The sequence below is a fragment of the Lentzea sp. NPDC059081 genome (assembly GCF_042738015.1).
In the GTDB taxonomy this organism is placed as follows: domain Bacteria; phylum Actinomycetota; class Actinomycetes; order Mycobacteriales; family Pseudonocardiaceae; genus Lentzea.
In genome coordinates this window covers 310,590-331,323 of sequence record NZ_JBHYGW010000007.1, presented here as the reverse complement: position 1 = coordinate 331,323, position 20,734 = coordinate 310,590, and the positions used below count along the sequence as shown (strand labels likewise).

Genomic DNA, 20,734 nt, shown 5'->3' with positions numbered 1-20,734 from the left:
TGATCATGTGCTTACTCTCCAGCAGCGTCGAGCCCTCTGACCTTGGAGAAGAGCATCGTGATGCTGCCTGTCCCTCTGCTCAGTCAGGAACGGATCGCCCGAATTCCGAAGCGCGCACAGGAGGTGGTGGAGTACCGCAAGAGTGGACTGAGCTTGAATCACATTCAAGGCTGCCCGCTCGGATGCGGATACTGCATCCGGCACACCTACGGCCTGTGGGACGAGAACAAGCCGGTAGCGCTGATGTCGGACGAGCAGGCGGTCGAGGCACTGGTTGGGCACCGATACTTCCAGCCACACGTGACGCCGATCCAGCTCTTCAACCGGGCCACCGAGCCCTTTTTGCCGAAGGTGCGCCCGCACACCTTCGCTGTGCTCGAAGACTTGGATGAGCGCGAGCTCACCAACCACGTCCTTGTCATCACTAGGCACCAGCTGAACGAAGCCGACATCGACCAGCTCTACCAGCTCCGTCACCTCAAGGTGACGTTGCTCTTCACCTACTCCGGCATCGATGACAAGAGGGTCGAGCCGTACCCGTCCCACGTCGCGGCCGAGTCGCTTAAGCTAATGAGTTCGCCCCGCATGCGGAAGTACCGGACGGTGCTCTACTGGCGCCCGTTGGTCCCCGGACTCAACGACACTGATGCGCACCTGGCCGCGGCGCACGAGCTGAGCAAGCACGCGGACGCCACGGTGTTCACCGGCCTCTTCTACCGGGACGAGATCGCCGCGTACTACAAGGCCAACAAGCTTCCCGAGCCGTACCAGGGCACGGCCCGGCGGAAGATCGTGCCCGAAGAGCTTGAAGCGCGTGTGCTCGATGCCTTTTCGAACTCTGCGGCCCTGTTCCGCAAGACCTCGTGCGCCGTCTCCTACGCGCATGGTCTTCCGGACTACAACGGGCACTACGGCATCCGAGAGCTCTGCGACATCTGCCCGCTCTCGCAGCTGGAGCTGTGTGCTGGCGCCCACCGAACGCCGACACTTGAAGAAGTACACCAAATCGCCAGCGTGTTGCCGGACACCCGCTCGCTCAAGGTTATAGACCTCACTAACCGGGCAGCACTCGTCAGCGGCCTGGACTCCGAGCAGCCGCGGTACTTCCTGCAGCACACTCTCGGCTTCCAGATCCACGACGAGGCTCACCCGCACCGCGAGAAGCGGCATGGCCGCGCCGAGATCGGATGGACGGAGAACGAGGCATGACGCACTGGACTTCCCTGAACTACGTCGTAGTCGACGTCGAGGGCAACGGCCGGCAGCCACCCGATCTGGTTGAGCTCGCAGCGGTGCCGATCGTGGGTGGGGTCATCGGTGAGGCGCGAACGTGGCTGGTGAAGCCCGACGAGCCGATCACCGGCTTCGCAAGGAGGATTCACGGCATCAGCAATGAAGATGTGCTGGGAGCTCCGCTGTTCGCGTACGTGGAGGCAGATGTGCTCAAGGCGCTGGATGCGTCAGCGCTTATCGGCCATAACGTGCACGTGGATCTCGGTGTCATCCAGCGCAAGCTCGGGGACTGGGAGTGCCCTGAGGTCTTCGACACGCTCAAGCTCGCCAGGCGCCTGCTGCCTGGTCTCCCGTCCTACAAGCTCGGTGCACTTGTCGAGAAGTACGACCTGGCAAGCGGTCTCGGCGGCGAGGACAGGCCGCACCGAGCCAAGTACGACGCGATCGTGACAGCAAGGCTCTTCGTTCACCTGACAGGCCGGCGCAGTCTCGAGGAGCTGCGGGATCAACCAGCAGGGGGCGGTTCCGCTGTAGAGCCAGCTCTCTTTTGATCGCGGGAGCGGTCTGTTCGTCACCGTTGATGGCCCTAGCGGCGCAGGGAAGACCACGATCATTCGTCATCTCGCACAGATGCTCCTGGTTGAGGGTGCACACGTCCATCTCACCGCGGAGCCGTCTAGCGGCCCTATCGGCAAACTCGCCGTAGAGCTGACCGAGACGGTGACCGGCCCAGCACTGGCCTGCTTATACGCAGCCGACCGGTACCACCACGTTGAGCATGAGATCTTGCCGCTTCTGCTGAGCGGTCACACAGTCATCTCCGATCGCTACATCGCGTCGGGTCTGGTGATCCAGCGTTTCGACGGTGTGGCCCCGGAGTTCCTGTGGCACCTCAACGAAGAAGCAAGGCGGCCGGACCTTGCGGTCATCCTTGAAGCCGACCCTGAGGTGATCGCGAGCCGTCTCGTCGAACGCGGCCCACATAACCGCTTCCAGCACACACCGCGCGGTAGCTACATCGAAGTGGAGTTCTACCGGCAGGCCACTGAGAGTCTGTGTGGTGCGGGTTTCGAGGTGTTCACTGTGGACTGTTCAAACCGTCCGCCTGAGCAGTCCGCCACGATCATCTACCGCCAGCTCATGCGTTCCGCCGCGCGAAGCGAGGTGCTGAGCTGATGAACAGCCCGATCACCGCAGAAGGGTTTGGGCGTGTGACGGCCTGTCATGAAGACAGGTGAAGGGCCTCCGGTTGTGAAGTCGAAACGTCTAGGAACGGCTTCACATTTCCGGAGGCCTTCGTGTCCCATCCAAAGGCGGCGTTGACACCGCGTGCCCGGCTACCCTGGCGTGTCTGATCGTCGAGCAGAACTGGCCGGTCGCCGAGGCGGCGAAAATGTTCATGGTCTCGGCGCGGACCGCGCGGAAGTGGGCTGACCGGTACTGGATCGAGGGCCAGGCCGGGATGGCCGACCGCAGCTCGCGTCCACACCACAGCCCGAACCGCCCGCCAGAGCCGGTGGTCCGCCAGATCGTGGTGCCGCCGTGGCTCCAGCACCGATGATGGCCGCAGCGTGGTGTGGTGTCGGCGAAACGGGTCAGGTTCGGGCCATGAGATGACCTCTACCTGGGCATACGGCTCGCCTCGCGCATCTGGTCGAGATAGACGCCCTGAGCATCTGCATGTTCAGCACGGTCGTTCAGGTCGGTGTCGACGCCTTAACCACTCGTAATGTCGGACTTTCGCATGGGCAAGAGCCACCGGCATCGGATCTTTTCCGGGGTCACTGGTCGTACTCGCGGTAACACCTGTGCGGGTTCGGCCGATCAGCCCAGCACACCGTCTGTCTGGAGAGGTCGAATGCGTCGCTGGTCGTCATGCTCCTCGCGGTGGCTGCGTCGTGTGGTCACCGCGATGGCCAGCGCGTGGAGGGTGAAGACCGGCTCGCGCGCGGTTCGGCAAATCGCGCCGTTGATGGTCGCCCGGTATCGCGAATTGGCCGACGTTCTCGATGGCGGTCACGATCGGGAGGTCCGCTTCGACTCTAGAAGCCAGGTCACGATCCTGCTCATGAAGGACCGCCGGGAAGACGGATCCGCGTGGCGGTCGATTCTGCGACTCGACCAGGCGGAGCTTGACGGCGCGGGCTGGAACGGTACGACGCCGGTGGTGTTCGACGAGTTCATCCTCGAGCACCACCGCCCGATGGTCCGGCATCGGTTCGGCGCGGTGCAGATCACACGCGACGCTAATGGACGCGCCCGCGTCGCCGGGCTTCCCGGACCACGCCACGACGACGTCACGGCGGAGGTGACGTGCATGCTCGAGCGCACCGGCGCCGACCTCGCGTTGACCAGCGACCTCGACCACCTGGTGACGCAAATCCGCGCCGGCGTCGCGCTCGTCCCGTAGCCCGCGGTGATCACGTCGGTGCCGCGCCGCCGCGTCGAGCCAACTCAGGCGCTTCAAGCGCTTCTCGCCAACTCTGCGGGATCGGATCATTGCCGGGACCATATCGGTCATGGCCGATCGGATTCTGGGTGCGCTCGCGGACTTCCACGACATGGACGGCGAGGCCAGCACGCTCGCGGACCTGGTGCTGGAATACCTGGGCCCGACAGCTGGCGACCATGACGTCGAGGCGATCTCCCGTGACTACCTCGACGTGGTGAACGCCCGCCTGAGAGAGACGGGGCTGAGCGTCGACGAGAACGGTGATGTGCTCGCCGACGGGTTCGTCGACGACGATCCACGCGAACTCGTCGACGACGCGCTGTTCAGGGCGAACCTGCAGGCGATCAGTGAGCGGCACCGGCGCTGATCACGGTGCCGTTTGCGTGACGAAATTCGAGGGCGAAAGCCTGAGGTGTTGCACACCGCGACGTCGCGACGACGTAGAGGCATGACTGTCGTTGAGTCTCCGCCCCCGGCGCGCTGGCGTCGAGCCCTGCGCAAGCTGCGAACGCTCGGCACGAAAACGGACACTGACGAGCAGTTGCCGTGGACCGCGCTCGTGCTGGGGCTGGTCGTTCTGGTGGGCGCGGTCATCGTGGCGCTGTTCTTCGTGCTGGGCTGGGTGGACGACGTCGCCGAGGTGCAGATGAAGCCAGACGCGGCGATCGGCGGCAAGGACTTCGTGACCGCGAAGCTCGACGTAGTGAAGATCGCGTTGAGCGCGGTGGCGGGCGGCGTCGCGCTGTTCGCGCTGTACCTCGCGGTACGTCGGCAGATGACCGCCGAGCGGGACCTGCGGGCCCGGTTGGACGCCCAAGCGCACACCGAGAACGACGCCAAAGCTCGACGGGTCACCGAGCTCTACACCAAAGCCGCCGACCAACTCGGCTCCGACAAAGCTCCGGTCCGACTGGCCGGCCTGTACGCGCTCGAACGCCTCGGCCAGGAAAACCCGGACCAACGGCCCACGATCGCCCAGCTGTGGTGCGCCTACCTGCGTATACCCTACACCCCACCCACCACAGCCCCGACCACCGCACAAGCCGCGAGTGTCAACCGGCCACTGCTCCACAACCCCTGCCGACGCATCGGGATACGCCCCCCAGACCCTAACCCTGCACTACCTGCCGATCCCAAAGCCGCCCACGCCGAGGCAGTACTCGAGCGCGACGTCCGGCTCTCCGTCCAGCGCCTACTCGCCAAGCATCTCCGACCGCAGCCAGACGACAACGGCCAACCACACCACGACTACTGGCCTGAAATTCTTGAACTCGACCTGACCGAAGCCACACTGATCGACCTCGACCTGCACAGCTGCCACTTACCGTACCTTCTCGTGCGTGGCGCTGCCTTCACCGGCGGCGCCAGGTTCGACGGCGTCACATTCGAGTCGGCGGCGCGACTACGATATGCGCGGGCCTGTCTTGAGGATGCCGAGCCGCTGGTGTCACGTGTTTGGCCGCGCGCGTGGACGCTGGATGCGACTGATCCGCGGGTTGATGGTGATGTTCGGTGGGGACGGTTGGTTCCGGTGCCGGAGGTCTTCGACGAGTCACACCGCTGGACCGATGTAGGTTCTCGCCGCCGATGACATGTTGATCTTCTGCGACCTGCGCGTTCCTGAGCTGTCTCACGGCGAGGTCACATAATCAGTCTCGGTTGTGATGCCACTCCTTCAGGTGCCAGTGCATCTTCGTGTTGCGTACCGCGATGTTGCAGCGACGTAGAGACGTGACCGTCGTTGATCCCACGCCCCGATCCCGTTGGCGCCGCGTGCTGGACTGGCTGCCGTCTGACGGCAGGCAGCGTATGAGCTGGTTGCGTGGAATGCGGTGGTGGCAACCGCTGGTGTCCGTGGTCGCCGCGGCAGGCGTTGGGGTGGTCACGAATCTGGCCACCGATAAGTTCTCTAAGGGGTTGACCGCCTTTTTGGTCGTGCTGGTGGTGGTCCAGATGAGCTTGTCGGTGTGGCAGGCAGCACGTGATCGGCGAGACCTGCGAGACGCCCGCGACTTGCTGCTGGGGCAATTGCGGCCGCCCGCACCCACTCTGTCTGACCTGGCCCCTGGTTCCCGTGACCAAGAGGCGGGAGCTGGAATGCGAGCGGTGGTGCACTGGCTGACTGCACCGTTTAGTCCCACTCCGCTGTGGGGACGCAGTATGGTCCACGACCGACTGGTGGCCTGGTGCGAGCCCCGAGACCCGCGCGCTGAGGTGGCGAGGGTGGTGACTGGCCCGGCAGGGATCGGTAAGAGTCGTCTGGCTTTGGCTGTCGCAGAGTCGTTGCAGGGCAAGGGATGGGCGGCTGGTCGCCTGCAAGGTGATGGGGCCGAGTTGGTACAGCGGATCGCGGCAGCTGGCGACCCGACGCTGGTCATTGTTGACGACGCTGATCGTGTGGCCGCTCCCGTGCTGGAAGCGCTTCTCGGCACGGCGATCCGGCACCCCGAGATGCTCCGGGTGTTGTTGCTGGCCCGTACGACTGAAGCAGTGCCAGTGCTCTCCGACACGGTGCTGCCGCACCTGAGGCGAGTGGAGGTGCTGGGGCCAGTGGGTGAGGCCGGTGACCGGCAGCGTTGGTACTCCCAAGCGGTCCGGCAGTACGCCCGTGCGCTGCGCGTACCTCCACCGGATCTGCTGGAACGCCCGGTCGGGTCGGACGACGACACCCTGCTGGTACTGCATGCCCGAGCACTGCTGGCCGTGCTGGGCCGCGCTGACACCCGCATCCAGCCACGGTCCAACCTGATCATGGAACTGGTCACACTGGAACAACGCGGCTGGTCCGCTGACCAGCCCCGGTTGCCCGCAGGATGTGACGTCGACGTACTTGCAGAAGCCGTTACCGTGCTGTTGCTTCTGCCTGCCGCTGACGTTGAGGACGCGGCCCAGTTGCTCGGTCACGTGCCGCAATTCGCTCACGACACGGCCCAGGAATCCCGGATCGCGGTGGCCCGTTGGGTACACCGACGCTACCCGCCGGGTCCAGACAATCGGCTGGACCTGCGCCCACACCTAGTCGCCGATCGGCTGATGCTGGATACCCTCACCCGCTGCCCAAAGCTTCTACACGACCTGGACGCGACCGCCGCCGCACCCGTGCTAACTCGCGCCTACAGCGCCTACCCCGATGCCCTCCAACACCTCGCCAATCTGCTCACATTCCAATCTGGGCAGTTGCCTGAAGCCCTCACCGCAGTCCTGGCCACCGGAGTCACCGACCACCTGCTTGACCGCGCCCTCGCAGCACTGATTGACACCCACGGCGCCGACGACACTCCCACACGACTTGTCGCGCTTACTCCAGCTGCGGCGTTTCCCCACTTGCGCGTCGCCCTCAGCCGACTTCTCGTGATCCACTACCGCCAGCTGACAGAAGCTGAGCCCGCATCGCACCGCCCAGACCTTGCTCAGTCCCTTGACGATCTCGGGACCAACCTTTGGGTGTTGGGGCACTACGGCGAGGCGTTGGAAGCCGCTGAGGAAGCGGTCAGGATCTGGCGGCAACTGGCTGAAGCTGAGCCCGATCAGGATCGCTCTTCCCTCGCCGCAGCGCTGAACGGACTCGGAAGCCGCCTGTTTATAAGTTGGGGCGGCATCGTGAGGCCCTGGAGACCGCTGAGGAAGCGGTCAGGATCCGGCGGCAACTGGCTGAAGCTAAGCCCGACCGGGATCGCTCTTCCCTCGCCGCAGCGTTGCACGGACTCGGGGTCAGCCTGTCGGCGTTGGGGCGATACGGCGAGGCCTTGGAAGCCGCTGAGGAAGCGGTCAGGATTTGGCGGCAGCTGGCTGAGATCGAGCCCGACCGGGACCGCCCCTCCCTCGCCGCAGCATTGCACGGCCTTGGGATCAAACTGTGGGAATTGGGGCGATACCACGAGGCGTTGGAGGCCACCGAGGAAGCGCTCAGGATCTGGCGGCAACTGGATGAAATCGAGCCCGGCCAGCGCCGCCTAGACCTCGCCTATTCGCTGCATAACCTTGGGGTAATCCTGGCGGAGTTGGGGCGGCATCGTGAGGCACTGGAGGTCACCAGGGAAGCGGTCGAGATTCGGCGGCACATGGCCGAGACCGAGCCAAACCTGCAACGCCCCTATCTTGCCATCTCACTGCACAGCCTCGGCACGCTGTTGCACGAGACGGACGACGTTAACAGCGCACTGAATGTCTTTCGTGAAGCACTGGCCGAGTGGAGAGCCTGCATCGAACAGGATCCGCAGCTGTACGCAGCACCTTACCGACGCGAACTGGCGCACCTACGCAAGCAGTTGGAGCTTCAAGGTCGTCACGATGAAGCAGCCGCCCTCGATCTCGGCGCGCCAGACGCATCCGACCAGGATGCCGAATAGTGTCCACGCCCTCACTCGGTCTTGGGGCGACCTGCGGCGGCAGCCGGCGAGGTGTTGTCACGACACGGCCGCGCAGCGCCGGGCCGCCGAGGTCGCACCGGCCGATCGGGTGCTCGGGCGGCGCGTGGCGGCCGTACTCCACCGCGACGTCGTTCTTCACGCCGTCCAACACGGCCTGGTCCAAGTGTTCGGTGCCGCATGGAATCTCACGAGAATGTCGTAAATGACATCCATACGACACGAACAATGAGATTATGACATCATTCGTGAAGCCCTACAGCGCATGTAGGTTCTCACTCTGCCGATAGCATGGCGATCTTGCTCGACCTCCGGCGTTTGTGGCTGTCTCGGAGCGAACGCACCATGATCAGTCTGCTCATCGAGCAGACTGCATGCCGAGACGAGCGCTGGGTTACGCAGCATGTGGCCGCGCTGCCGGACAACGTCCGAGCCGACACCTTCGCCTTCCGCAATCCTTACCCCGGACCTGCGTGTGTTCGAGGTCGACCACCCCGCCACCCAGGCGTGGAAGCGGGAACGTCTTGCTGCTGCTGGGATTTTGAGCCCGGAGACGGTGACGTTCGTGCCGGTCGACTTCGAAACCCAGGCGCTGGCAACGGAACTGGAGTCCGCCGGGTTCAGCCGGGCCCATTCCGCTGTGTTCGTGTGGCTGGGCGTCGTCTACTACCTGACCCCGGAGGCCGCCCGCGCCACGCTGGCGTACATCGCCGGTCAGGGCGGGGCAGTCGAGGTGGTGTTCGACTACCTGCGGTCGGCTGTCACCGAGGAGGAACGGGCTCACGAGCGGACTCGTGCCGACCGGCTGGCCGGGGTCGGTGAGCCGCTCTTCAGCTACTTCAGTCCTGATGGCATTGCCGCCGAGTTGCTCGCGCTGGGGTTCACCGGTGTCGAGGACTGCTCCGGGCCCGACCTGATCGCTGGCTACGGTGCAGTGTGCGACGGCGCTCCGCCCCCGGCGCTGTACGTGCTCCGCATGCTGCGGGCGAGCCGATGACCGCGACCTGGAGACCACCGGTACGAGGTTCTCACCTCCTGTCCACGGCGCCCTCGAACCTGGAGTAGGCGGCGTCGAGGTACTTGGCGAGCTGGATGTCGCGGTCGGACAACTGGTGTCCGATGTCCCAGGTGGTGAGGTACACCCGGACGGTCCGCCAGATGTTCTCCCAGCGCGGGTGGTGGTTCGCGATGTCACACCCCGGCGCGACTTCGTACATGAACTCGATGGCGTCCCGGAACCGGCGGAAACGGTACTCGCGGAACAGTTCGGTTCGCATGCCCGACTGATCCTCGGGCAGTGCGCTGCGCAGAACCGACCACGCGCTCAGGGCGCCCTGCAACCCGATGTCGAGCTTTTCGGTGCTGAGCGGATCCGGGGTCTCAGGTGGTGGCACCGGGTACGGGCCGGAGGGATAGGGCTCTCCGGTGTCCGATCCGGTGGTCAGCAGCGATCGGATCCTGCTCACCACGAGCTGGACGTCGTGGTCGAAATAGGTGTCTCGCAGCTCCACCGCCTGTCTGTCGGTCAGCGGGGCGATGGACGCCGGCAATTTGTCCGGCGGTGCCAGCTCGGCGCCACTGACAAGCAGGGGTATCAAGGGTTTGTCGAGCGAGAGCCCCAGTTCTATCTCCTGGCGCACCCAGTCGGTGGTTCTGTCGACATGTCGTTCGCCCCACCGGTTGGCAGCGCGCAATCAGTTCGGCCCGATCACCACCAGAACCACGCCCGCCTCGGTGATCGACTCCTTGAGCCTGTCCGGCCACACTGCACCCGGTTCGACGGAGGAGGTGTCGAGGAAGACCATGTCAGCCCCGAATTCGGCCCGGAGAGTGCTGTGCAGGCGGCCGGCGATCGTGCCCGCGTCGCTGCGTCGGTACGAAATGAAGACTTGCCCCATGCGCGAGCATCATAGTTGTCGCATTCATCGACACTACGGAGTCAGCACCCTCCAAGCGCAGATGTATCCAAAAAGGACGGTTTCCGGCCCTGTGCTGGTTCATCGCGCCAGGAATATCGCCTTCACCGCACACACTGACATCAACCCATTAGCCGTCCGGCGTCAGATCCTCCGCGGTTCGTCTGGACACGCTCTTCTCAGTGCGTTCCAGCACGGATAACGCCATCCTGACCCACCGGCGGTCGGCGGCTGAGGTCGGTCACGGCATCGTCGCGCAAGGCATGACAGCCCACACGGACTTGCCCGTCAGATGCCGGACCACGCCCCAACGTTCGGACAGCCCCTCGACGATCACCAGCCCGCGGTTGCGCACCGAGTCGAGAGTGGGCGGCCGCAACCGGGGCAGGGCGGGGGAGGAGTCCTCGGCGACGATGCTGACCAGACAGGGCTCGGCAGACTTGCGCAGCCTGAGACGGGCCGGGAACCGGGCGTGGTCGAACACGTTGGACGCGAGTTCGGAGACGACGAGAAGCACGTCGACCAGGTCGTCCTCGACCAGGTCGGACAACATCGCCTGGACCCATCTGCGCACTTTGGCGATGTCGGGGACACCGCAGATGAGTTCGAACGTGTTCCACCCGTCACCAGGATCCACGTCAGCCACGACAGGGCTTCCTTCTTCTGGCGTCACGTCAGTGAGGTACCTCGGCTGAACAGGTCAAAACCCTGGCGTTAGTGACGTGCCGGTCACGCGCTGTGCTCGCAACTGGTGGGCGTCCCTGCAGACGGGTGATGATGTTTCCATCGCCCGCTGGTGGTCGCCGCGGTGAACGGTCAGCCGTCGCCGTCGAGCAAGGTCACGGTGTGAGGGTCGCTGTTCGGCGCAGATGATTCGTGGGTAGCGCGGTTGCGGCCGCGAGCGGGCTCGCGGCGCGAACGAAGAACGATGTGCGGTTCAGCGATTCGAGGACGGGAAGTGACCGCCGGCGCTGCCGAGCGCGATGAGATCGGTGTACTGGTCCTGCCACGACCTCTCGGTGGCGAGCAGGTCCGCGAGCCGCTGCGCCCATTTCGCGTCGACCGGGGGAGCAGCTGCTGCTGCCAGGTGCCGCTCGGTCTCGTTGCGAGCGCTGATCCACTCGGACAACGTGGGGCCGAGGGTGGGGCCGCCCTGCGCGTCAGTCATGGGGTGATATTACCGCCGTGTGCTCCTGCCGGTGGGGGATCGAAGCCCGCTCGCCGCCCTCGGGGGTGATGAGACTGAATGCCTTGATGGTTGAACCACTTCACGGTGCGTTACACGGTCGCAGACCGGACAGGGCCTGCGCGAAATCGGGTGCGGCACCGTTCTGCCCACCGAATTACCTGGTCCGTTTCATGAACGCATCCACTCGCCGGGGGCGGCGCCTAGCCTCGGAGGAGCGAGGAGAGGAGCTGGCGGTCCGGCGTCAAGCCTGTGCTCCGATCTCCTGCCGGGGTGGCTCCGGGCGCCAGCAGGTCGGGGACCGCAGACGATCATCCACCGCGAAGAGTTGACGCCCAGGTCGGTCTTGTGAGGACGCTGGTTCGACGGGCGATGCCGCTCCGCCAACGCACCGGAGTCTCAGCGCTCCGAAGGAACGCGTGGTGCGGGCGACGGTTCCCGGAACACGTTGTCCAGGACGTTTGGAGTCCACTGTGGACTTATGAATGTCGCAGTCTGTCTCAGTGGACGTGCCTCGTGGCGGGACAACCGCCGACGATCGGCTTCCGGGACTCGCGTAGAGTGAAAACCGCCGAGGGCATGTCGTGCAGCAGCGATCGAGCTGGTGCCGCCTTGGGCGCTTCACAAGACCCGGCTGTCAGGCCGGAGGTGGGAGCGCCTGGCCGACCTCGGATACAGTCCGGGGCCTTGGTTTTCGCGTCTCCGTCACCGGCATCCGCCTCTTGCCGAACCGTTCATCGGAGTCCCCGCATGACCACGTCCGAACCGCTGATCATCGACACCGAACCCGATCGCACGTGCGACGTCTGCCCCCACCCGTGGCAGGAGCACGACTCTCTCGGTGTGCGGTACTGCACCGCCACCGCGACCTCCGCACTGCCCCGTGGATGCATATGCTCATGACTTGACCTGCCCACATCACCGAGCAGCTGGCCCACCCGTGGCAGCTCGAAGACCCATCCGCGGCACTGGACGTTCGCGGGCACGCCAGCGGTCAGCCGCGCACCTCAGCGGCGGCCAGGCCGCCCAGCGACAGCACCGCGCTCACCGCCGCGTTCGTGCTGATCAAAACTGAACCACCCGGTGCCGTCGGCTGCCGATTCCAGCCCGGCCGGCTGAAACCTCGTGAGCTCGGTGACGGCGACCAAGTCGCCACGAGCACACGACGTCACCGTCCGGCAGGTTTCCATCCAATGTGGATTCAGGTCGGCAGGCGTGCAGCGACTCGGCACCTCGTCAGCCCCATGACCCGAGGTGACCGCTCGATGACCTGTTTCGCGACTTCCGACAGCTGCTGGCCGGTGTTGCGCGCGTAGTTCCGCATGAGCGACAGGGCATCCACCACGCCGATCTCCAGGCGTTCCGTCAGCACGCCCTTCGCCTGCGCGATCACGACCCGGTCCGACAATGCGGACGCCAGTCGTCCCGCGGCCACCTCGTCCCGCGAACTCGCGGGCATCTGGGACAGGCTGATCGTCGTCACGTTCGCAAAGGACCGCGCGAGTGCCTCCGCCTCGGCCGGCCCCCGCATTTGCGGCCGAGGAGGTCTGGACACTTTTCTCCATCGTAGCGCCGGACGAGTCGCCCAGGCCCTTTTGGGCGATTTCGAGATGCCGGTGCCAACGCGAGGCGAAGGCCGAGGTGGAATTGAGCGGCTGAACGGGCGAGTGGCGACGAACTGGGTCGTGCGAGCCGCCAGCTGCGCTGACGCACGACATGAGGCTGATGGAAATGATGTGCGGCCAAATCGGTTGAAAACCTTGAAAGCGTGTAGTGTCGATTCTGTCGAGAACATCTCGTATCCCTGCGAGGTCGAGCTCGGCAAAATCTGAACCGGCCTTTTCCAGCCGGAGACGGGAGTCCCGGCATGACGTCGGCTCCGAATCAGTCCTACAGCGCCTCATCGTCCGTTGAACAGCCTCGGCACCCCCTGCGGTTGCGGCTGCGGCCGGAAGCACGTGCCACGGGGTACGTCGACGGTGCCTGGTGGCCGCGTTCACGGAACCTTGCCGCCGAACTGCCGGCACTGCTCGCGGCGCTGGCAGTTCGGCTGGGCGAGATCCCGCGGGTGAGCTACAACCTGACGGAGTGGGACACCGCGCCGCACCAGATCGCCGTCGGCGGTGTCCGCGTCCGGCTCAGCGGGTTCTGGTCCAGGCCCGCGCACACCGTCGACCTGGTCGCGGGGGACCGGCGCCGCCTCACACTGCTCGTCGTACCGCCGGGCGCCGACTCGTCGGCGGCCCATCACACGATGATGCGCGCCGCCCGGCGCGACAACGCCGACACCGTCGAGGGCCTGCTCCGCTGGGCCTCGACGTCCACTGCGGACCGCTGGCACGACGAGGGCGTCCGCCTACCCCGACAGAAGACGAGAGAAGAAGACCTGTGACCGAAGCGAATTTCACGTCCGCTTACGACCGCCGTCTCACGATGGTGCAGGACGTGCTGACCGGCCGCACCGAACTCGGCGGTGAGGCCGCGCGGGAACTGGCCGTGCACGTGTTGCGCGCGCTCGACCACATTCCGGAACAGGTGCGGTGACCTCACGCCCAACGGTCGCGGGGCACAACCGGCGCGGGGCACTCGGCTGCTCCGCGCCGGTTGTGCCTTCACCTGTGGAGCGGAAGTGTTCGCACCGGCACGACCAGGTGCGTGTGAGCCGTGAGTATCCGTTCACCGAGGTGTGCCGGGGCTTCGCGAATCCGGCGATCTCATTCCGCCGTGCCCTGAACATCCCGGCCTGCCAAGTCCCTTCCAGCAACTGACAGGTGGAGTAGGACCAGGGGGAGCCGCCCCAGCCGAAGCACACGTTGGTGATCAGCTGGTCGTTGAAGCACACCCAGCCCGCCAGGTTCCGCACATCGCCGATGGCCACGTGCAGCCGCTGCCGCACCCGGTTCGGATGGACCCCATCATTGCGGGCAGCACTCCACAACGGTGTGATGGCAAGGCCTACCTCGGACTGTCAGGTCGACGAGTCGTCATCACGGCCGTCACGCCGGAGCCGAACTTCTTCGCGGGCGTGCGGACCGAGGACTGACTGCAGAAGCCGTCCGGTTGGCACAGGCCGTCGAGTAGGTGCGCACCAGATCGGAGGCGACCCTGTGCCACGAGTACCGCGCGTGTGCCCTGTCGTGCCCTGCGGCGCTGAGCATCTCCCGGAGTGCGCTGTCGGCGAGCAGAGCCCTCAACGCCTTGGCGGTCGCCTCCGGGTTGTCCCGCGGCACCAACACGCCGGTCAGCCCGTCCACCACGAGATCCACGAGACCACCGACCGCGGTGGCGAGAACGGGGATGCCGCAGGCCATCGCCTCCAGCGCCACACCTGCGGACGACTGCTGACTCGGGGTGCACGCCACCACATCGGCGGACCGCAGCAGCACGGGTAGCTCCGCGTACGGCACGTGGCCCGCGAACATCACGCGATCATCGACACCCGGCGAACGGGCCAGCGTGAGCAACCTCTTCGCCTCCGGATCACCGTGGACGTCCCGATGCGTGCCCCCGCCGGCGATCACCAGCTCCACCCCGTCCACAGCGGACAGAAAGCGGATGAGGTCGTCGAATCCCTTGCGTGGCAAAAGCCTTCCCGCTGCGACGATCCTGCGTGGACGATGTCGTCCGGCGGTCTCCCGTCCTGCCGAGAACAGGTCGAGATCGACGCCGGTGGGCACCACGACGAGTTTCGACCGGTCCACACCCAGCCGCAGGACCGCGCGCGCCTCCGCCGACGAGGTCGCGACGACGCGAGCGGCCTCGTGGCCGACGAGCCGCTCCACGGTGAGACGTTTGGTCGAGCTGGAATCTGTCGCATGCCGGTCCTGTGGTCGCGCCACACCCAGCGAGTGATACGTCTGCACCACGGGCACCCGGCTCCTCCGGACGCTGAGCACGGCCACGATGCCGGACAGCCAGCCATGGGCGTGCACGACGTCAGGGCGGTGCTCGTTCCAGGCGCGCTCGAGGAACTCGACGAAGGCTCCCGCGTGGGCGAGCACTTCCTCCGGTCCGAGCGTCGTGGCAGGTCCGGCTGGCACGTGCACGACGTCGTAACCGTGAGGTGTGTGCACGCGCTGGGGAAAGTGGGGGTGGTCGCGCCTCGTGTAGACGACGACCTGGTGACCGAGGGAGGACAACGCCGCGGCGAGTCCCGCCACGTGGCGAATCCGGCTCCCTGCCACGCCCGGTTCGGTCAGGGGATTGGCCTGCTCGGAGACGAGCGCGATCCTCTTGGGCGCGAACGCTCCCGACTTGGTGCTGACACCCACGACGCTCTCCTCACGACGAGGTGACGAGGCCGCGGGTCCGGGCGGTTGTTGCTCACCGGCAACGAAATCAGTCTACCCGCACCGGGGTCGTTTCAGCACGCGACAACAGGGTGTGCGCTGTCGGCTGGAAAGTTCGAGCGACGTGACAAGCGAGGTCACGCGTCGGAGGCAGGACGCCGCACTGCGAGCAGGTCTTGGGGGCGCAGTTCGCCGACGACGAGCTCACGCGCCACGTCGGCCAGACGGCGACCACTGTTGCGGGCGTAGCCGCGCAACGCGTCGAACGCCTGCTCCATCTCCAGATCCCCGGCGAACGCCAGCACGCCTTTGGCCTGTTCGATGACGACCCGGCTGTTCAACGCCGTCTGCAGCTGCTCGGTGACGACCTCGCTGCGCCGGATCGCGCGTTCCTGCAGGATCCCGATCGTCGCCGTGTCGGCCAGCGCCCGCACGACCAGCAGGTCCTCGTCGCTGAGCAGTCCGGTCTCGCGGCGGAACAGGTTCAACGTGCCGATGGTCTCGCGGCGCAACCTCATCGGCACCGCGTGCACGGAGGCGAAGCCCTCCTCGAGGGCCAGTGGTGCGAAGCGGGGCCAGCGCCGGATCTCCGTCGTCAGATCCGCGACCAGCACCGCCTCGCCGCTGTGCACGCAGTCCAGGCACGGACCTTCGCTCGCTTGGACCTGGAACAGCTCGAGCATCCGCGTCTGGGCCGACGAGTAGGCCACCACCCGCAGACCGCCGTGCTGGTCGGAGAGCATCAACCCGGCCGCCGTGGCGTCCAGCAGCTGCACGCAGTGCTCGACCAGCCGGTGCAGCAGATCCACCACGTCGTAGTCGTCCACGAGCGTGTCCGCGAGCTGGACCAGCGCCTGGAGCAACCGCGACTCCCGCTGTGTCGTGGACGGGGCGTTATCGCTCATCACCAGCTCCTGTCTTGTTCGTCCGGCGGTGCCGCCAGGACCGGTTGCCGTCTCGTGCGTGCTCATGTTCCGAGGTCCAGTGGCGACAGCCTGCGGTTCGCGATGTCCCTGGCGACCTCGTCCAACGATCTGCCCGCCGCGAACGCGTGGCCCCTCAGTCGCGACAGGGCCTCCTCCGCGGAGATGTCCAGAGCGGCGATGAGCATGCCGGTCGCCTGGTGCACCTGTTCGCGCCCTGGCGACATCACACCCCTGAGCCCGACCACGTCGTCGACCTCGCCCAGGAGCACTCCGAGCAGCACCGCGGTGACGACGTCGACCACCTCCAGCGCCACGGCGAGCTCGTCGGCGGAAAGCCAGCCGGGCCGCCGGCGGTAGAGGTCGAGGGCGCCGATGCCGATCGCGCCCGCCTGCAACGGGAACGCGAAGATCGCCCCGATCGGCAGCGCGGTGATGGCGGCGGCGAACACAGGCCACTCCACGACCGACGCCTGGGGCAGATCGGGAACCAGCACGGGCTTGCGGGTCGCGAACGCCTCGAAGCAGGGGCCCTCGCCCAGGGTGAACTGGACGCCCTCGATCTCCGTCGCGATCGCGTCGCTGGCGTACAGCGTCTCCCGTTCCCGCGGGCCGCTCATCACCGAGATCGAGGCACCGTCCACCGGCAGCACGTCCACACACACGCGGATGACGCGCGCCAAGGCATCGAGCCCGCTCTTGTTGCCCCGCAACGCGGCCATGACCGCCGCGCGCGCTTCGTCCACCGACCGGTGCGGTCCATCAGGTACGGGCACCTGCGGTCACACCGCCGAACAACGGCGGGTTTTCTACGGCTGGCACAGGATTCCTCCACCACGTCGACTGGTCCCAGTCGTCCTGGACGTAGCGAGGTCTAGGCCCACGCCTTGCGCGATCGCATCAGGATCAACGACTTCAGCGTACTGCGCTACCGGGCAAGCCCGTCCGGGGCGGTCGCCAGTCGCGGGCAGGCAGTCGAGTCGAGACGTCGGCACGCTCACTGGCTCAGCGGGGGAGAGGAGTGCGGGAGTCACGCCCGCGGGGATAGACATCGCGCTCGATCGTGCCGTCACGGTCCCGGACGATGTGGTCCACCGCGCGCATGATCGCCATCTCCCGACCGTTCGTGGTTGCGTCCTTCTTGGTGAGGTGGGTGCTGGACACCTCGTCGCTGCCCTCGGCCTTGTTCTTCCACCGGCCGTCTTCGAAGTAGGTTTCGATGTCGCCGCGCATGGGACCGCTCCTGTCACGTTGCCCGGCCGAGTACCCCGGACGTCGAGGCGCACACCACCTGGTGACCTTCCGGACTGTGCCCAGCCGCACGGTGCGCTCTCCTGCGGCTGTGGTCCTTGAACACCTACTTGTGCCACGTGATCGCGTCGCGCAACGCGTTCAGGGCGTGGTGTTGCAGCAGCAGTACCGCCGCCACCGTGGAATCCAGCACCAGTGCCGCTTGCTCGGCGGACAGTCCGTGCACCACCCGAAGCTCGAGCACGCAGCGTTGCTCCTCGGTGAGCGCGGCCAGATGCCTCAGGTCGGCTCGGGACGGATCGCTCACGGCGGCACGTCGAGCAACAGGTTCAGCACCACGGCGGCCAGGTGCACCACGTCGACGATCTCGTCGGGCGTCAGCACGTCGCCGGTGTCGCGGTGGATCTCGAAGGCGCCGAGCGGTGCGGAGTCGACCGTCAGCGGGAACACGAACACCGCCTCGACCCCGGCTGAGACCGCCGCGGCCGAGAAGAGAGGCCAGCGCACGGAGGTGGCGTGGTCCACGAGGTTCGGCACGAACACCGGCCAGTTGTGCCGGATCGCTTCGAACGCCGGCCCGTCTCCGAGGACGGATTGCAGCTCCGCGATCTCCTCCCCGCAGAACCCCGAGCTCGTGAACGGGTGGACCGGACTTCCCCCTGCCCGCAGGTAGATCGCCGTTCCGACCGCGTTCGTCATCACCCCGCAGGCTGTGCAGACGGTTCGGATCGCGGCCTGCCGGTGTTCGAGCCCGGCGAAGACGTCGTGCGGTGCGGTGGCCGGAACCCCGGCAAGACCCAGCATGGCGGACAGCACTCCAGACCAGCATTGGTGAAGTGGTACCGCCGGGGACCGGGGCGGCTTGACAGGTGCTCGCCTGGTAGGGGCGAGCGTGGGGTCGACCTTAGCGCGATGTCGGCTCGAGGTCCGCCGCCGTTCGTGCATGCCGGTGAACCGGTTCGGGCGAAGCGGCGGGGTCTCGCGACATCTCAGTGGTTGTACATGGCTTCGAGCGCGCAGCGGCGGGTGGTGACGTCGCCGGGATCGTCCCCGAAGACGATCAGGTGCAGCGTGGTCTGCCTGACCGGGTTGTCCGTGCGGCGGGTGTCGTGGCCGCCGGTGACGAGCAGCCCTCCGCGCTGAAGGGCAGGTCGCAGGGCGGCCAGCAGTGCGGCGATCGGTGCTGTGGTGGTGAGTTTCGTGGACTCCGATGGGCGGTCGAGGGCGTCGGGACGGACGGTGTGCAGTGCCAGCAGCGGGATCGAGCCGCTGGTGATGCGGAAGTTGAGGTCGAGCATGACGAGCTTGCCGTCGTAGGTCTGGGCGCAGTCGAGGCTGCACATGCCGCGGTAACCGACGTCGGCGGCGCGCTGGGCGATCGCCAGGCATTCGGTGAGCAGCTCGGCCGGGAGGGGGACGATGAGCCCGAAGCGGCCGCCGGTGTAGACGCCGTGAGCGTCGATGCGCTGGTCGGTGACGGCGAGCAGGCGAGCCCGCCCGTCGACGGCGACGTAGAGCTGGACGCCCCAGTTGCGGTCGATGTTCAGGTACTCCTCGACGACGACCTCGCTGAGCACGTCGGTGAACGCGGGCAGCGCCACGAGATCTCCTGCCCGGTGCAGGTAGACGTCGAGGCTGGCACCGTGGGCGGCGTTGGTGGCCGCTTTGAGGACCCAGGACTTCTCGACAGGGGTGGCGTGGGCGAGTTCGGCGGTGGTGACGATCTGGCGGCGTGCCTGGAAGCGCGGGTCGACGAACGTGCTGATGCTGGCCTTGTTGTTGAGGTAGCCGACGAGTTCGGCGCTCTTGACCGACCGCTCGTCGGGGCTCAGGCCGACAGGCTGCGGATACTCCATGGACAGGCGCAAGCCATCGCTCAGAGCTTCGCGGACGCGCGTGGCGAACTCGGCTTCGGTGCGGAACTCCCGCGCGTCGGTGCCCACGGGCAGGCCGCCATCGCGAAGGGTGGCGATCAGGTTGGGCTCGGTACCACCCGCACTGCTGATGACAGGGGTGTCGGCGGCGACGGCGAGGGGACGGGCGGACAGGACGTCGCGGGTGTTCCGGTGCCTGCTCGACGGCACCGCCGGCTCCTGGGCGGGACGGGCACAGACGGCCACGTCGGGGCCGTAGATGTCGGTGAGCGTGCGAGGAGCGGCCGTAGCGGGCGTGAGTGCCGGAGCGGTGATGGGAGGTCTCCCTTGTGGGGGTGGTGCTGAGCCCGGTGAAGGGCGTGGAGTGGGGCGAACCTTCCGCGAGCGGTGAGACGCGCCTGGACCAGGCGGCGTCCGCTCCCAGATGAAGAAGCGCCTTCCGGCGTGAACCCGAGGCGACGTGAACCCCCACTGTGTCACGTTTCGCGGCTTCCGGTGCCACGACGCTGCCCGGCACAGTGGCAGCCGGCCTGTCGAGGCCGACACGCCACCCGCGCCTCCGCCGTGTCGCTGGGAGTGGTTAGGAGAACTGCGTCCAATTCCCCTTGGAGACGACCTCGACGGAGCCGTCGGTCACTTTGATGGCCGTCTGGTCGTCGATCGCGTACGCCGGACCCGCGATCTCGGCTGCCCACGCCTCGGCCACCGCCATGGTGTTCTCCGGCACGAGACCCAGGTGCGGGAAGATCGAGAAGTCGATGACACCGAGGGCGCTGTCTCCCCCGCCGGGCGGAGTCCACTCGACGAACTCGTCACCGATCCTGGGGGTCATCACCATGCTCCCGGCGCTCAAACCCACCCAGACGGTGTCCTGAAGCGAGGGCAGGAGCTCCGCCAGCCAGGACTGCCGCATCCAGTGGGACAGGAACAGCGCGTCACCGCCGCCCGCCAGCAGGACATCGGCCTTCCGCACCCAAGGGACCCAGTGCTCCTCGCCGACGCTGGGCAGTGCCGTCAGCTCCAGCACGCCCAGCGACTTCCAGCCGAGATTGCACATGGGCAGTGGCGTCTGGCCGGTGATGAAACGCCAGGCCGAGACCGGCCCGGACATGGGGTGGCCGTACTGCGCTGTCGGGATGCACAGAGCGGTGGAGTCGGCGATCGGCTTGCCCAGCAGGTCGACCAGCGCATCACGGATGCTCGGGTTGGTGACGCCTGCGGACGTGAGAAGAAGTCTCACGCT

The 20,734-nt window shown here is 66.5% G+C and carries 24 protein-coding genes and 2 pseudogenes; 13 read left to right on the top strand and 13 right to left on the bottom strand.

What is annotated here, in order from left to right; translation table 11 throughout:
- Positions 1–42: 42 nt before the first annotated feature.
- The 10 genes and pseudogenes from ACFWV3_RS19205 (at position 43) to ACFWV3_RS19160 (ending at position 9,049) form a co-directional block, all read left to right on the top strand.
- Positions 43–1,209, top strand: coding sequence for a radical SAM protein (locus ACFWV3_RS19205; RefSeq protein WP_382412723.1), 1,167 nt, complete (start codon positions 43–45; stop codon positions 1,207–1,209).
- Positions 1,206–1,784, top strand: coding sequence for an exonuclease domain-containing protein (locus tag ACFWV3_RS19200; RefSeq protein WP_382412722.1), 579 nt, complete (start codon positions 1,206–1,208; stop codon positions 1,782–1,784). The genes ACFWV3_RS19205 and ACFWV3_RS19200 overlap by 4 nt, the downstream gene beginning before the upstream one ends.
- A 13-nt stretch (positions 1,785–1,797) precedes the next feature.
- Complete coding sequence (gene tmk / locus ACFWV3_RS19195; protein WP_382412841.1) at positions 1,798–2,409, top strand: dTMP kinase; 612 nt, start codon at positions 1,798–1,800, stop codon at positions 2,407–2,409.
- A 122-nt stretch (positions 2,410–2,531) separates the two neighbouring features.
- Positions 2,532–2,779: pseudogene (locus ACFWV3_RS19190) on the top strand (leucine zipper domain-containing protein); the annotation flags it as partial.
- 366 nt (positions 2,780–3,145) lie between these two features.
- Positions 3,146–3,643 (top strand): hypothetical protein, encoded by a 498-nt coding sequence (locus ACFWV3_RS19185; RefSeq protein ID WP_382412721.1) that lies wholly within the window; start codon positions 3,146–3,148, stop codon positions 3,641–3,643.
- 109 nt (positions 3,644–3,752) lie between these two features.
- Entirely contained in the window at positions 3,753–4,052 is a 300-nt protein-coding gene (locus ACFWV3_RS19180) for a hypothetical protein (RefSeq protein WP_382412720.1), read from the top strand.
- A gap of 81 nt (positions 4,053–4,133) precedes the next feature.
- Positions 4,134–5,276, top strand: a complete 1,143-nt coding sequence (locus ACFWV3_RS19175) for a hypothetical protein (protein ID WP_382412719.1) — start codon at positions 4,134–4,136, stop codon at positions 5,274–5,276.
- A gap of 1,996 nt (positions 5,277–7,272) precedes the next feature.
- Positions 7,273–7,563 (top strand): annotated as a pseudogene (locus tag ACFWV3_RS19170) (tetratricopeptide repeat protein); the annotation flags it as partial.
- 6 nt (positions 7,564–7,569) lie between these two features.
- Positions 7,570–8,034 carry a tetratricopeptide repeat protein gene (locus ACFWV3_RS19165; RefSeq protein WP_382412840.1) on the top strand — a complete coding sequence of 155 codons (465 nt, stop codon included), beginning with the start codon at positions 7,570–7,572 and terminating at the stop codon, positions 8,032–8,034.
- 493 nt (positions 8,035–8,527) lie between these two features.
- On the top strand, positions 8,528–9,049 hold the full coding sequence (locus ACFWV3_RS19160; protein ID WP_382412718.1) for a class I SAM-dependent methyltransferase: 522 nt from the start codon (positions 8,528–8,530) through the stop codon (positions 9,047–9,049).
- A gap of 31 nt (positions 9,050–9,080) precedes the next feature.
- On the opposite strand, the gene ACFWV3_RS19155 is transcribed toward ACFWV3_RS19160, so the two are convergent.
- The 4 genes from ACFWV3_RS19155 to ACFWV3_RS19140 form a co-directional block, all read right to left on the bottom strand.
- Positions 9,081–9,746: a 4a-hydroxytetrahydrobiopterin dehydratase gene (locus ACFWV3_RS19155; RefSeq protein ID WP_382412717.1), complete on the bottom strand. Its 666-nt coding sequence runs from the start codon at positions 9,744–9,746 to the stop codon at positions 9,081–9,083.
- Complete coding sequence (locus ACFWV3_RS19150; protein WP_382412716.1) at positions 9,747–9,950, bottom strand: toll/interleukin-1 receptor domain-containing protein; 204 nt, start codon at positions 9,948–9,950, stop codon at positions 9,747–9,749.
- Positions 9,951–10,209: 259 nt separating this feature from the next.
- Positions 10,210–10,614: an ATP-binding protein gene (locus tag ACFWV3_RS19145; RefSeq protein ID WP_382412715.1), complete on the bottom strand. Its 405-nt coding sequence runs from the start codon at positions 10,612–10,614 to the stop codon at positions 10,210–10,212.
- A gap of 291 nt (positions 10,615–10,905) precedes the next feature.
- Positions 10,906–11,136 carry a hypothetical protein gene (locus tag ACFWV3_RS19140; protein ID WP_382412714.1) on the bottom strand — a complete coding sequence of 77 codons (231 nt, stop codon included), beginning with the start codon at positions 11,134–11,136 and terminating at the stop codon, positions 10,906–10,908.
- 390 nt (positions 11,137–11,526) lie between these two features.
- Between ACFWV3_RS19140 and ACFWV3_RS19135 the strand changes: the two genes are divergently transcribed.
- On the top strand, positions 11,527–12,057 hold the full coding sequence (locus tag ACFWV3_RS19135; RefSeq protein WP_382412839.1) for an RGCVC family protein: 531 nt from the start codon (positions 11,527–11,529) through the stop codon (positions 12,055–12,057).
- A gap of 298 nt (positions 12,058–12,355) precedes the next feature.
- Here the strand turns inward: ACFWV3_RS19135 and ACFWV3_RS19130 are convergent, their stop codons facing one another.
- Complete coding sequence (locus tag ACFWV3_RS19130; RefSeq protein ID WP_382412713.1) at positions 12,356–12,637, bottom strand: ANTAR domain-containing protein; 282 nt, start codon at positions 12,635–12,637, stop codon at positions 12,356–12,358.
- Positions 12,638–13,021: 384 nt separating this feature from the next.
- Here ACFWV3_RS19130 and ACFWV3_RS19125 point away from each other — a divergent pair, with 384 nt between their 5' ends.
- Together ACFWV3_RS19125 and ACFWV3_RS19120 are read left to right on the top strand one after the other, a co-directional pair.
- Positions 13,022–13,546, top strand: coding sequence for a DUF5994 family protein (locus ACFWV3_RS19125; RefSeq protein WP_382412712.1), 525 nt, complete (start codon positions 13,022–13,024; stop codon positions 13,544–13,546).
- Positions 13,543–13,698 (top strand): DUF6307 family protein, encoded by a 156-nt coding sequence (locus ACFWV3_RS19120; RefSeq protein WP_382412711.1) that lies wholly within the window; start codon positions 13,543–13,545, stop codon positions 13,696–13,698. Before ACFWV3_RS19125 ends, ACFWV3_RS19120 begins: the two co-directional genes overlap by 4 nt.
- Before the next feature lie 452 nt (positions 13,699–14,150).
- Here the strand turns inward: ACFWV3_RS19120 and ACFWV3_RS19115 are convergent, their stop codons facing one another.
- The 8 genes from ACFWV3_RS19115 to ACFWV3_RS19080 all read right to left on the bottom strand — a co-directional run bounded on the left by ACFWV3_RS19115 (position 14,151) and on the right by ACFWV3_RS19080 (position 20,731).
- Positions 14,151–15,425: a glycosyltransferase gene (locus tag ACFWV3_RS19115; RefSeq protein WP_382412710.1), complete on the bottom strand. Its 1,275-nt coding sequence runs from the start codon at positions 15,423–15,425 to the stop codon at positions 14,151–14,153.
- Between the two features lie 155 nt (positions 15,426–15,580).
- Positions 15,581–16,348 carry an ANTAR domain-containing protein gene (locus tag ACFWV3_RS19110; protein WP_382412709.1) on the bottom strand — a complete coding sequence of 256 codons (768 nt, stop codon included), beginning with the start codon at positions 16,346–16,348 and terminating at the stop codon, positions 15,581–15,583.
- Positions 16,349–16,410: 62 nt separating this feature from the next.
- Entirely contained in the window at positions 16,411–17,112 is a 702-nt protein-coding gene (locus ACFWV3_RS19105) for a GAF and ANTAR domain-containing protein (protein WP_382412708.1), read from the bottom strand.
- A 259-nt stretch (positions 17,113–17,371) separates the two neighbouring features.
- Complete coding sequence (locus ACFWV3_RS19100) at positions 17,372–17,599, bottom strand: DUF2188 domain-containing protein (protein ID WP_382412707.1); 228 nt, start codon at positions 17,597–17,599, stop codon at positions 17,372–17,374.
- 124 nt (positions 17,600–17,723) lie between these two features.
- Positions 17,724–17,924, bottom strand: coding sequence for a sigma factor-like helix-turn-helix DNA-binding protein (locus ACFWV3_RS19095; protein ID WP_382412706.1), 201 nt, complete (start codon positions 17,922–17,924; stop codon positions 17,724–17,726).
- Positions 17,921–18,421 (bottom strand): GAF domain-containing protein, encoded by a 501-nt coding sequence (locus ACFWV3_RS19090; protein WP_382412705.1) that lies wholly within the window; start codon positions 18,419–18,421, stop codon positions 17,921–17,923. The genes ACFWV3_RS19095 and ACFWV3_RS19090 overlap by 4 nt, the downstream gene beginning before the upstream one ends.
- Positions 18,422–18,606: 185 nt before the next feature.
- Positions 18,607–19,737 (bottom strand): hypothetical protein, encoded by a 1,131-nt coding sequence (locus ACFWV3_RS19085; RefSeq protein WP_382412704.1) that lies wholly within the window; start codon positions 19,735–19,737, stop codon positions 18,607–18,609.
- 334 nt (positions 19,738–20,071) lie between these two features.
- Entirely contained in the window at positions 20,072–20,731 is a 660-nt protein-coding gene (locus tag ACFWV3_RS19080; RefSeq protein WP_382412703.1) for a Type 1 glutamine amidotransferase-like domain-containing protein, read from the bottom strand.
- Between the last annotated feature and the right edge of the window lie 3 nt (positions 20,732–20,734).